The 11,322-nt window shown below is 68.7% G+C and carries 13 protein-coding genes and 1 pseudogene; 7 read left to right on the top strand and 7 right to left on the bottom strand.

Going from position 1 to position 11,322, the window contains the following annotated elements:
- Window positions 1-16 precede the first annotated feature (16 nt).
- The 7 genes from DTPSY_RS02550 to DTPSY_RS02520 all read right to left on the bottom strand — a co-directional run bounded on the left by DTPSY_RS02550 (window position 17) and on the right by DTPSY_RS02520 (window position 6,767).
- Window positions 17-1,027: an ROK family protein gene (locus DTPSY_RS02550; protein WP_012655546.1), complete on the bottom strand. Its 1,011-nt coding sequence runs from the start codon at window positions 1,025-1,027 to the stop codon at window positions 17-19.
- Between the two features lie 96 nt (window positions 1,028-1,123).
- Window positions 1,124-1,318, bottom strand: a complete 195-nt coding sequence (locus DTPSY_RS02545) for a DUF2905 domain-containing protein (protein ID WP_011803958.1) — start codon at window positions 1,316-1,318, stop codon at window positions 1,124-1,126.
- A 296-nt stretch (window positions 1,319-1,614) separates the two neighbouring features.
- The gene (locus DTPSY_RS02540) at window positions 1,615-2,517 is read right to left on the bottom strand and encodes an ABC transporter permease (RefSeq protein WP_012655545.1); all 903 of its coding nucleotides are present in this window, start codon (window positions 2,515-2,517) and stop codon (window positions 1,615-1,617) included.
- A 9-nt stretch (window positions 2,518-2,526) separates the two neighbouring features.
- Window positions 2,527-3,468, bottom strand: coding sequence for an ABC transporter ATP-binding protein (locus DTPSY_RS02535; RefSeq protein ID WP_012655544.1), 942 nt, complete (start codon window positions 3,466-3,468; stop codon window positions 2,527-2,529).
- Window positions 3,468-4,568 (bottom strand): ABC transporter substrate-binding protein, encoded by a 1,101-nt coding sequence (locus DTPSY_RS02530; protein ID WP_012655543.1) that lies wholly within the window; start codon window positions 4,566-4,568, stop codon window positions 3,468-3,470. Before DTPSY_RS02530 ends, DTPSY_RS02535 begins: the two co-directional genes overlap by 1 nt.
- Window positions 4,569-4,663: 95 nt before the next feature.
- A complete protein-coding gene (locus DTPSY_RS02525) occupies window positions 4,664-5,563 on the bottom strand; it encodes a TauD/TfdA dioxygenase family protein (RefSeq protein WP_012655542.1) in 900 nt (299 codons plus the stop codon).
- A 115-nt stretch (window positions 5,564-5,678) separates the two neighbouring features.
- A complete protein-coding gene (locus DTPSY_RS02520) occupies window positions 5,679-6,767 on the bottom strand; it encodes a class I SAM-dependent methyltransferase (protein ID WP_012655541.1) in 1,089 nt (362 codons plus the stop codon).
- Window positions 6,768-6,802: 35 nt separating this feature from the next.
- On the opposite strand from DTPSY_RS02520, the gene DTPSY_RS02515 reads away from it, so the two are divergent.
- The 7 genes and pseudogenes from DTPSY_RS02515 to DTPSY_RS02485 all read left to right on the top strand — a co-directional run bounded on the left by DTPSY_RS02515 (window position 6,803) and on the right by DTPSY_RS02485 (window position 11,314).
- Window positions 6,803-7,585, top strand: coding sequence for a hypothetical protein (locus DTPSY_RS02515; protein ID WP_012655540.1), 783 nt, complete (start codon window positions 6,803-6,805; stop codon window positions 7,583-7,585).
- Between the two features lie 147 nt (window positions 7,586-7,732).
- Window positions 7,733-8,377: pseudogene (locus tag DTPSY_RS02510) on the top strand (SDR family oxidoreductase); the annotation flags it as partial.
- Window positions 8,374-8,787 carry a dihydroneopterin aldolase gene (locus DTPSY_RS02505; RefSeq protein ID WP_012655539.1) on the top strand — a complete coding sequence of 138 codons (414 nt, stop codon included), beginning with the start codon at window positions 8,374-8,376 and terminating at the stop codon, window positions 8,785-8,787. The pseudogene DTPSY_RS02510 and the gene DTPSY_RS02505, both read left to right, overlap by 4 nt.
- Before the next feature lie 4 nt (window positions 8,788-8,791).
- On the top strand, window positions 8,792-9,184 hold the full coding sequence (locus DTPSY_RS02500; protein WP_012655538.1) for a dihydroneopterin aldolase: 393 nt from the start codon (window positions 8,792-8,794) through the stop codon (window positions 9,182-9,184).
- 4 nt (window positions 9,185-9,188) lie between these two features.
- Window positions 9,189-10,142 carry a tRNA 2-thiocytidine(32) synthetase TtcA gene (ttcA, locus tag DTPSY_RS02495; protein ID WP_012655537.1) on the top strand — a complete coding sequence of 318 codons (954 nt, stop codon included), beginning with the start codon at window positions 9,189-9,191 and terminating at the stop codon, window positions 10,140-10,142.
- A 65-nt stretch (window positions 10,143-10,207) separates the two neighbouring features.
- The gene (locus tag DTPSY_RS02490; protein WP_012655536.1) at window positions 10,208-10,822 is read left to right on the top strand and encodes a DUF4136 domain-containing protein; all 615 of its coding nucleotides are present in this window, start codon (window positions 10,208-10,210) and stop codon (window positions 10,820-10,822) included.
- Window positions 10,823-10,849: 27 nt separating this feature from the next.
- Window positions 10,850-11,314, top strand: a complete 465-nt coding sequence (locus tag DTPSY_RS02485) for a YjjA family protein (RefSeq protein WP_012655535.1) — start codon at window positions 10,850-10,852, stop codon at window positions 11,312-11,314.
- Window positions 11,315-11,322 lie beyond the last annotated feature (8 nt).

Genomic DNA, 11,322 nt, shown 5'->3' with positions numbered 1-11,322 from the left:
GCTGCAGCTGTGGAGTTCAGCCCGGCTGCTGCAGCAGAGCCAACGCCGCGTAGTCGCCCACCTGGCCTCCCAGCCCCGCAGGCACCAGCTCTACCCCGGCGGTGAGCGCGGGGAAGTAGCGCGCCAGCTGCGCACGCAGCAGCGGCAGCAGCAGCGCCTGGTGGTGCAGGAACACGGCACCGCCCAGGCTGATGCGCCGCAGATCCAACGTGGCCACCAGGTTGTACAGCAGCCGTCCCATCAGCACGCACAGCGCCTGCACTTCGGCCAGCGCGGCCGCGTCACCCGCGTCCGCCGCCGCCATCAGCGCAGGCGCCTCCCGGCCCAGTCGGCGCGGCAGCGCACTGCCCGCGACGAGCGACTCCACATCGCCCTGGTTGCCGCAGCCGCACAGCGCCACGTCGCTGCCCGCGTCGGGGTCGCCCACGTAGCTGTGGCCGGCATGGCCCGCGTTGCCGTTCTTGCCGCGCAGCACGCAGCCGTCCACGCACAGGCCGACGCCGATGCCGGTGCTCCAGGTCACGTAGGCGCAATCGTCCTCCCCCCGCAGCGCTCCCCACAGCCGCTCGGCCTGCAGCGCGGCGACGGCATCGTTGGCGACATGCACGCGGTCTGCGCGCAGCGCCTGCGCCAAGGGCGCCTGCAGCGGCACCCGGGTCCAGTCGTTGCCCAGGCCGCGCGGCGCACCGGCGAGCCCTCCGCAGATGTTGGGGTTGACCACTTCGACCATGCCCGCATGTCGCACGAATGGCCCGCAGGACGCCACGCCCACGCCCGCCAGATCCGAACGCGTGATGCCCTGCTGCGTGCAGGCGGCATCCAGCAGCCGCAGCACCTGCTGGGCCAGCGCATCCGGCGCACCGGCCTTGGCGGTAGGCTCCGCCATGCGCGTGAGCAACACCGGCGGCCCGCTGCCGTTGGCAGGGTCCGCCAGGCACACGGCCACCTTGGTGCCGCCAATGTCCACGCCGGCATGCAGGCCCGGCGACTGGGAGGTAGGAAGTTGCTGCGGCATGGGGCCCATCATGGCGCAACCGCGGCCGCCTCGGCTGTAGGGAAAAAGCGTTTATCTCAATTGATAGCTGCTCGCGCTTGTCCAGCAAGGGCTAGCGCCATAAAAGGCTCACAACCATTTGACCGCTAGGCTGAGCAGGAAGCTCAGCAGCACGGTGCTGGCCAGCGGAATGAACCAGTCGCGCCCGAAGAGGCGGAACTGAAAATCCCCCGGCAGCCGGCCCAGCCCCAGGCGGCGCAGCCAGGGGGTGAGCCCGTTGATGAGCACCAGGGCGAGGAAAACGACGAGAAGCCAGCGCAGCATGGGCCGAGTGTAGGCGCCTGCAGCCCGCGTGGCGTGCCGCTAGGGCCTGTGATGGAAGGAGTCGCGAAGCTCCTGACAGCCTGCCCATCAAGGCGCGTGACGCAGCGCGTGCGCCCGCACGCACAAGGAACGCAACACCGAGGGGGCTGTCATGAGCTTCCCTTCGGGTTGCCTCGCAAAGGGGCCGTCTGCGGCGTTGCCCGCGCTTGCAAGGCACGAGCCTTGCGGCGCGCAAGCGCCTTGCATCCACCCCCTTTGCGAGGCAACGCGATCCCCTTCCCTAGTGTTCACCGGCCCTAGCGCTGCACGCCCCAGCGTCGCACCGTCAGGCGCTCCAGCGTGTGAAAGCCCAGGTTCTCCACCGCCAGGCCGATGGCGATCACCATGGCGAGGCCCGCGAAGACCTTGTCTGTGTAGAGCTCATTGCGGTTCTGGAAGATGTACCAGCCCAGGCCGCCCTGCCCCGAAGACGCGCCGAACACCAGTTCCGCCGCGATCAGCGTGCGCCAGGCGAAGGCCCAGCCGATCTTCAACCCCGACAGGATGGACGGCAGCGCCGCGGGCACCAGCAGTTGCAACACGTAGCGCAGGCCCTTCAGGCCGTAGTTGCGCCCCGCCATGCGCAGCGTTTCGGGCACGCCTTGAAAGCCCGCGTAGGTGTTGAGCGCCAGCGGCCACAGCACGGAATGCACCAGCACGAAGACCAGGCTGCCCTGCCCCAGGCCGAACCACAGCAGCGCCAGCGGCAGCAGCGCGATCGCCGGCAGCGGGTTGAACATGGCCGTCAGCGTGGACAGCAGGTCGCGTCCCAACTGCGTGGACACGGCCAGCGTGGTGAGCACGAAGGCACAGGCGATGCCCGCGAGGTAGCCCTTGAGCAGCACGGCCAGCGACAGTGCCGTCTTGTGCAGCAGCTCGCCCGAAGCCACGCCCTGTGCGAAGGCCTGCGCGGTCTGCAGGAAGGTGGGCAGCAGCAGGTCGTTGTCCTGCCAGCGCGCAACGCCTTCCCACAGCAGCGCCAGCACGGCGAGGATAAGCGCCTTGCGCAGCGCGCCCTGCTGCCAGAGGCGGCGGCCCAGCGGCAGCGGCTGCGCGGGCGCCACGCGTCCGAGCGGGGGCAGGGTGTGCAGCACTTCGGGGCGCACGGGCGGGTGCAGCGCGAAGGGCGCCGCGGAGACGGAAGAGGTTGGAAGGCTCATGGGCAGAGGTCAGGCGAAGGTGGGCGGAACAGGCGCGTGCGGGGCATCGGAAGGTGCGGCGCCGTGCACAGGCTCATCGAACAGCAGCGCATGCACCCGCTGCGCGGTGGCCTGGAAATCGGCGCTGCCCGCGCTGTGCAGACCGTACTGGTGGCAGTTGATCTCGGCACGCAGGCGCCCGGGGTGCGGCGAGAGAATGGCGATGCGGCTGCCCACCACCAGCGCTTCCTCGATGGAATGAGTGACGAACACCAGCGTGAAGCGCAACTCGTCCCACAGCGCCAGCAGCTCCTCCTGCATGCGCCGGCGCGTGAGCGCGTCCAGCGCCGCAAAGGGCTCGTCCATCAGCAGCACCTGGGGCTGCATGGCCAGCGCGCGGGCGATGGCCACGCGCTGCTTCATGCCGCCCGACAGCTGGTGCGGGTGCACGTCGGCAAACCGTGCCAGGCCCACCTTGTCCAGGTACAGCGCGGCGCGTTCGGCCGCCTCGGCGCGCGTGGCGCGGCGCGAGGCCAGCAGCGGAAACATCACGTTCTCGCGCACGGTCTTCCAGGGCGGCAGCTGGTCAAACTCCTGGAACACCACCACGCGGTCGGGCCCCGGCGCGGCGACCGCCCGGCCCTGCAGGCGCACCGTACCCTCGGCAGGCGCGATGAACCCGGCAATGGACTTGAGCAGCGTGGACTTGCCGCAGCCCGACGCGCCCAGCAGCACATAGCGCTCGCCCGCATGCACGTCGAAGGAGACTTGGTGCGTGGCACGCACCACGCGCTCGTGTGTGCGGTAGTCGAGGCTCACGCCCTGCACCTGCAACAGCGGTGCAGGTACTGCTGAGGCCGCACTGACTGGGTGGCTGGCCGGATGGACTGCTGGCTGATGGCCTGGGCTGGCGCCGGGCGGGCCGCCCCAGGCGGTCGCGCCGCTCGCTTCGCCCTGGAATGCGGTGCGCATCAGTTGCCTCCTGCAATGCGCGGATCGTCGAAGAAGTAGTCCTGCAGCGCCACGGGCTGGTGCTTGAGCGCGCCCACGCGGTGCAGAAACTGCCCCAGCCCCAGCGTGTTCTGCGGGCGGATCTGGAACTGCACCTCGGGGTTCTTCAGCACCTGCAGCAGCAGCTGCCGGTCGGTGTTGCCGCCGTGGGTGCGCAGGTAGATGTCGGCCGCCTGCTCGGGCTGCGCGGCAATGAAGCGCGCCGCCTCGTCCAGCGCGTCCAGCAGCGCGCGGTAGGTCTTGGGGCTGTCGTTGCGGAATTTCTCCGTGGCGTAGAGCACCGTGGCCGACGCCGGCCCGCCCAGCACGTCATAGGACTTGAGCACGATGTGCGCGGCTGGGTTGGCGGCCAGTTCCTGCTCCTGGAAGGGAGGGTTGCCGAAGTGCGCGGTGATCTCGGTGCCGCCCTTGATGATCGCCGCGGCCGCGTCGGGGTGCGGCAGGGCCACCTGCAGCTTGTCCAGGCGGTTGAATGCCGGGTCGCCCCAGCGCTGGGCGGAGGCCAGCTGCAGGATGCGCGACTGCACCGACACACCCACGGCCGGCAGCGCAATGCGGTCCTTGTCGGTGAAGTCGGCAATGGTCTTGACCGCTGGGTTGTTGCTCACCAGGTAGTACGGGAAGTTGCCCAGCGACGCCACGCCTTTCACATTCTGGCGGCCGCGCGTGCGGTCCCACAGCGTGAACAGCGGGCCTACGCCCGCGCCGGCGATGTCGATGGAGCCGGCCAGCAGCGCATCGTTGATCACGGCGCCGCCCGAGAGCTTGACGAACTCGACCCGGATGTCCACACCCGCAACCTTGCCGTGCTTCTCGATGAGCTTCTGGTCCTGCGCCACGTTCAGCAGCAGGTAGACGATGCCGAACTGCTGGGCGATGCGCAATTGCCCCTCGGCCGCCTGGGCCACACCGTGCGCGCCCAGCAGCAGGCCGGCGACCGAGCAGAGCACCGCACCGCGGCGGGTGGCGCGACGCAGGAAACGAAGAAAAAAATGGCGCAGGGGCCCGTGCACCGGGCTGTGCGATTGCGGTGTGGGCGTCGCGGAAGGGAGGGTCGTCATAGGTTCTGTCCTTTTTCAGGCAAAAAGTGGCCCTGGCGCCTGCCCGGCAAGCGCCAACAGCTATCAATTGGTGAGTGTGCGAAGGGGCGGCGGGATCAGCGGGGCGCGTCGCCCTCTACCGTGGTGCGGTAGAGCTTGCGGCGCTCGGTGTCGGGGGTGCCGGCGGCCAGGTGCAGCACCGCGCGGTTGTCCCAGAACACGAGGTCGTGCGGCTGCCACTGGTGGCGGTAGACGAATTCGGGCCGCACGCTGGCAGCGAACAGCTCCTGCAGCAGCGCGCGGCTCTCCTCCTCCGGCAGGTCCAGGATGCGCGTGGTGAAGTGCTCACTCACGAACAGCGCCTTGCGCCCCGTCGCCGGGTGGGTGCGCACCACGGGGTGCACGGCCGGCGCCACCTCGGCGATCTGCGCGGGTGTGAGCCGCGGGCGCCAGGGGTTGCGCTGGCGCAGTTCCTCATAGCGTGCCAGGTAGCTGTGCTCCGCCCGCAGATGAGCGATGCGCTGCTGGGTGGCCTCGGGCAGCGCGTCGTAGGCGGCGTACTGGTCGGCAAACAGCGTGTCGCCGCCCACATTGGGCAGCTCCTGCGCATGCAGCAGCGAGCCCAGGCTGGGCTTGTCCTTGTACGACAGGTCCGAATGCCATAGCGAACCCGCGTCGCCCAGCCCGGTGGGTTCGCCGTTCTCGTCGCGGATGTTGGAGACCACCAGCACTTCGGGGTGGCCCTGCAGCGCGAATTTGCGCTGCACATGGATCTGCAGCGGCCCGAAGCGGCGGCTGAAGGCTACCTGCTGCGCGGGCGTGATGCGCTGGTTGCGAAAGACCAGCACCACATGCTCCCAGTGCGCGCGCAGGATGCGGTCGAAGTCCGCATCGCTCAGCGGCTGGGCCAGGTCCAGACCGAGTACCTCGGCGCCCAACGGGGCCGGCAGGCGGCGGATTTCAAACTCTTGCGATGCCTGTGAGGCAAGGCCCGGATCGTGGGGTAAAGCGGACATCGTGACAGCTCCTGTGCAGCGGTGGGTGAAGACGTGCAGTCACTGTAGGCGTCGCTTTTTATTTCTAAAAATACTGTTTTCTTTGTTGTTTAACACCAAAACATCTATAGAAACCTCAGAGCCGGTGGCTCCGGTCACCCTGCGCAAAGCCCATGGGCCGCCACGGCTCGCCTGCGCCCACGGCCAGCACCTTGAACAGCTCGCCCATTTCGTGCTCCATCATCAATTTGGCCGCTTGGGCCCGCTGGGCCTGCGTCAACCGCTCCAGTTCGGATAGCAGACCGCAGTTGATGAGAAAGTGCGCCTGCGTCGTGTAGCCCAGCACCTGCAGCCCCGCGTCCTGCGCGGCCAGGGCCATCGCGGTGAAGTTGACGTGCGCGGTGATGTCCTTGAGGCCTACGTCCGCCAGCGGGTCGGAATCCACCTGGTGCCCGCGGTGGCACACCAGCGTGCCCATGTGCCGCTGGGGGTGGTAGTACTCGTCCTCGCCAAAGCCGTAGTCGATCAGGAAGGCCGCGCCGCGCACGAGGTGCTGGGCCAGCGTGCGCATGAAGGCCTCGCCCTGGGGGTGGATCTCGGTGAGGTAGTCGTGCGGGCCGTCGATCTCCACCGGCGGGCGCAGCGGGGTGGGACGGTCTTGCCACACAAAGCCGTTGCCCGACTCGTCCAGGGCCACGCCGCGTTCGTGCCACAGGCCCGCGCGGCGCTGCAGCAGTTGCACGGGCATGGCGTCCAGCACCTCATTGCCCACCACCACGCCCTGTATCTGATCGGGCAGACGGTCGACCCAGTGCACGCGGTCGCCCCAGGCCGCCAGCGTGGCCTGCTGGCGTGCGCGCAGGCTACCCGACAGGTCCACGATGGTGTAGCGCCGCACACGGTCGCCCAACGCGCCCAGCAACTGGGCGGCCAGCGCGCCGCTGCCGGCGCCAAACTCCCAGACCTCGTCGGTGGCGGTGGCATCCAGTGCCTCGCGCACCTGGCGGGCCAGCACGCTGCCGAAGACGGGGGACAGCTCGGGCGCGGTCACGAAGTCGCTGCCGCTGGCGGGCATGGCGCCGAACTTCGGCAGGTCGCCCGCGTAATAGCCCAGGCCCGGCGTGTACAACGCCAGCGCCATGAACCGGTCGAAGCCGATCCAGCCTCCCTGGGCCGTGATGCGCTGGCGGATGTGCTCGAAAAGCGAAGGGGTGAGAGCCGTCATAATTCCAAGTCCAGCCCGCGTTACTCCCCATTTGCATGAGCGACTCTTCCGCCTCGTCTTCCCTGCAGCCCTCGTCCGAATTGGTGCGCTGGCTGCAGTCTTTGGCATTGCCCCTCTGGGCGCGTGGCACGTTGGTGATTGTATTTCTGGCGGTGATGTCCGGCGGGCTGGCCCTGGTGGTGTGGGGCGCCTGGAACCGCGACCGTGAGGCCATGACGGCGGCCATCGGGCTGCTGACCGTGGCCCTGCCCGTCAGCCTGGTGGTGATCGGCCTGGTGTTCGGGCAGCGCAGCGAGCGGCGGCTGGCCCAACTCACCCACGCGGTGCTGGACGTGCAGATCCCCGCCCAGGTGCAGCAGCTCGCCGGCACGCCGCGCGGCCTGCTGCTCACTCCGCTGGCGCGCACGGGATGCCGGGCGACCTACAGGCTGTCGGCTCCCGCGGGCCAGCGCGGCCTGCACCACCCGCTGCAGTTCAGCGTCGAGCTGAACGTGCGCAAGGTGAACGTCATGTTCAGCCTGCCCGAGCCCATCGCACCGCAGGGCCCGCTGGCCGAACACCCGGCGCTCGCCAGCTACCAGCATGTGATCGCCGGCGCGCGGGCCGAAGGCTATCGGCTGAACCATGAACTCGCCGACTACGGCGGCGACGACGGCGGCAGGGCCCTGCTGTTCTATCGCACGCTACCCGAGGATTTCCTGCTGCGCCCCATCGAGCGGCTCTATTTCACCCAGGACCTCGGTTTCTTCGTGCGCGGCATCGTGGAGGCCCAGGAGGCCGCGCAGGCCGGCGCCGCGGTGCGGGAGGCCCGGGCATGAGCCGCGCCGACTGGGTGCTGGTCACCGGCGCGGCGCACCGCCTGGGCCGCAAGATCTGCCAGGCCTTCGCGGCGGCGGGCTGGAACGTGCTGTGCCACTACCGCGCCTCGGAGGCCGGGGGCGCGCGACACCCAGGCCGGCGTCCGCGCGCTGGGGCGCGAGTGCCTGCTGGTGCATGCGGACCTGGCGCGGCCGGAGGCCGCCACGCAACTCTTCGACCAATGCGTAGCGCTCACCGGCACCGCCCCTCGCTGCATCGTCAACAACGCCTCCATCTTCGAGGCCGACGACGCCCGCACGGCCAGCGCCCAGGGGCTGGGCATGCACTTCCTCGCCAATACGGCCACGCCTCTGCTGCTGGGCAACGCGCTCCACACCTGGCTGTGCGCGCAGGGGCAGGCGACGGCGGGGCGGTACAGCGTCGTCCATGTGCTCGACCAGAAGGTGCACAACCTCAACCCCGATTACTTCTCCTACACCGTCAGCAAGCTGGCGCTGGAGCGCAGCGTGGCCCTGCAGGCCCAAGCCCTGGCGCCCCAGGTGCGCGTGTGCGGTCTCTCGCCCGGCCTCATCTACCTGAGCGGCCCGCAGACCCAGGACAACTTCGACCGCGCCAGCCGCGTCAACCTGCTGCGCCAGCCGATAGAGCCCGCCGAGGTCGCCCGCTGCGCCGTGTTCATCGCGGACAACACTAGCCTGAACGGCTGCACGCTGCGCGCCGACAACGGCCAGCACCTCATTCCCCTGCAACGCGATGTCATGTGGGCGATCGAGGAAAATCCACACTCATGAACTCCATCCTGCTTGCTTTCGGAGCCCTTGACGCGCGGCTGGCGACGCACTGCCGGGCGCTCAGCCTGCGCCGGCACGAGGTGGCGGTGCGCATCGGCGTGCACGCGCACGAGCGGCAGGCGGCGCAGCGCATGTGGTTCGACGTGGACCTGTGCGTCAAGCTCGACCATGCGCCGGCGGCCCGGGACGATATCTCCCAGACCGTGGACTACGACTTCATCCGCGACATTGTCGCCCGCGAGGTCGGCAGCCATCACCACGAACTGCAGGAATCCCTGTGCGACGCAATCGCCCAGGCCATCCTGCAAAGGCCCGAGGTGCACGCCGTGCGGGTCGCCACGCGCAAGCCCGACGTCTATCCCGACAGCGCTTCCGTGGGGGTGGAGCGGGTATGCATCAAACCCTGGTGAATCCGTGACCATTTTTTCCCATCCCGCCCGCCCGGGCGAAGGGCTGCAGGCGCTGACGCTCACCGGTTTGCGCTTCGACGCGAACCTGGGCATCCTCGCGCACGAAAAAAACGCGCCCCAGCCCATCCAGGTGGACGCCGAGCTGAACCTGGGCACCCAGCCCCTGGCGCCGCGCGACGACGACATCCAGCACGTGCTGGACTACCGCAAGGTGCGCCAGATCATCATCGACGAGTGCACGGCCGAGCATGTGAACCTGCTGGAGAGCCTGATCGGCAAGCTGGCCAACCGGCTGATGCAGCTGCCCGGCGTGCTGGGCGTGCGCGTGAAGATCGCCAAACTGGAAATTTTTGATGACTGCGAAGTCGCCATTCGCGTCGAGACAGGACAGTGGTAAACCCATGAACACCGCCAACAACACCCTTCCCACCGCCGCCGACTGGGCCGGCGAAGATGGCGCGCCCGATGCGGCCGACACACGCAAGATCGAGCGCGAGTCCCACAAGCTGGAAAAGCGCCTGTGCCGCGAGGTGGGCCGTGCCATCACCGACTTCAACATGATCGAGGAAGGCGACAAGATCATGGTGTGCATGTCCGGCGGTAAGGACAGCTACACGCTGCTGGACATCCTGCGCAAGCTGCAAAAGCGCGCACCGGTGAAGTTCGACATCGTGGCCGTGAACCTGGACCAGAAGCAGCCCGGCTTCCCCGAGCATGTGCTGCCGGACTATTTCAAGAGCATCGGCGTGCAGTACCACATCGAGAACCAGGACACCTACAGCGTCGTCAAGCGTGTGGTGCCCGAGGGCAAGACCACCTGCAGCCTGTGCTCGCGCCTGCGCCGCGCCATCCTCTACAAGGTGGCGGACGACCTGGGCTGCACCAAGCTGGCGCTGGGCCACCACCGCGACGACATCGTCGCCACGCTGATGCTCAATATGTTCTACGGCGGCCGCATGAAGGGCATGCCGCCGAAGCTGGTCAGCGACGACGGCAAGCATGTGGTGATCCGACCGCTGTGCTACGTGCCCGAGAAGGACACGGCGCGCTGGGCGCAGTACCAGCAGTTCCCCATCATTCCCTGCAACCTGTGCGGCAGCCAGGACGGCCTGCAGCGCGTGGCCGTCAACGAAATGCTGCGCGAATGGGACAAGAAGTTCCCCGGCCGCATCGAGAGCATGCTGCGCGCCATGGGCCACGTGGTGACCACGCACCTGATGGACCCCCACCTGCACGACTTCAAGAACGCCAAGGCCACCGGCATTGCCGACCCGAATGGCGACATGGCGTTCGATCACGAGGAATTTCCGGTCGCACCCGCGCTGCCCGGCCTGCAGGTGGTGCAACTGGGCTGAACGCAGCGCCGCGCAACGCCGTACTATCACAGGCGCGGGGCCTGATGCCCCGGGGAGATACCGCCATGGCCTTCCTGCGCCACATTCCTGCCCTCGCGCTGTGCGCCGCGGCCGCGCTGCTGGCCGGCTGCGCCGGTCCGCGCCTGGTGGAGAGCGACGTCAGCAGCTTCTCCACCCTCAGCGCTCTGCCCAGCCCACCCACCTACCGCTTCGAGCGGCTGCCCTCGCAGCAGGCACAGGCCGCAGCGTTTGCACCCATCGAGGCCCAGGCCGAACAGGCGCTTGCGCGCGTGGGCCTGCGCCGCGACGACACCCAGCCACGGCTGGTTGCACAGATCGGCGCCGAGGGCGGCTACGCCACGCCGCGCTACTGGCCCTATGCACCCGATCCGTTCTACGGCCGCTTCGGCTGGGGCCTGGGCTACGGTGGTGGCTGGGGCTTTGGCGGCATGGGCTGGATGATGGACGGCCCGCCCACCCTCTACCACCGCAAGGTCAGTCTGATGCTGCGCGACGCCGCTTCGCAGCAGGTGGTGTACGAAACCTCGGCCGTGTACGAGGACGTGTGGACGGATGATCCCGCCATCTACGGCGTGCTGTTCGACCAGGCGCTCACCGGCTTCCCGCGCCCCCCAGCGGGGCAGCGCAAGGTCCGCACCGAAATCACGCCACAACGCTGACCACCCCACGACCTGAAAGGACCCGCCATGCGAAGCTCCATCCGACACCTTGTTCTGTGCGCCTGCCTGGGCCCCGTGAGCCTGGTCGCCCAGGCATCCGGCCTGGGCGACACCCTGCGCGGCGCGACCAGCGGGGGTGCCAGCCCCTCCACGCTCGGCGGCATGTTGGGTGGGGGCGCTGCGCCGTCGGCCCTGTCCGCCATGGGTTTGAGTGGATCGGCCACTCCCAGCAACGCTGCCGGGGTGATCACCTACTGCATGAAGAACAACTATCTGAATGCCGACAAGGCCGCACTGGTCAAACAGCAGCTGCTGGGCAAGATGGGCCTGGGCGCGGCCCAGCCCGAGCCCCGCGACGAGGGCTACCTGAGCGGCCTGTCGGGCATGGTCAGCGGTTCCAACGGCAAGCAGTTCAACCTGAACCGCCTCAAGGGCGACCTGAAGGAAAAGGCCTGCGACTTCGTGCTCGACAACGCCAGTTCCCTGCTCTGACCCCACGC

The organism is [Acidovorax] ebreus TPSY, assembly GCF_000022305.1.
Taxonomy (GTDB): Bacteria; Pseudomonadota; Gammaproteobacteria; order Burkholderiales; family Burkholderiaceae_C; genus Diaphorobacter; species Diaphorobacter nitroreducens.
Note: the sequence above shows the minus strand (reverse complement) of the source record. Positions and strands in the feature narration are given on the sequence as shown.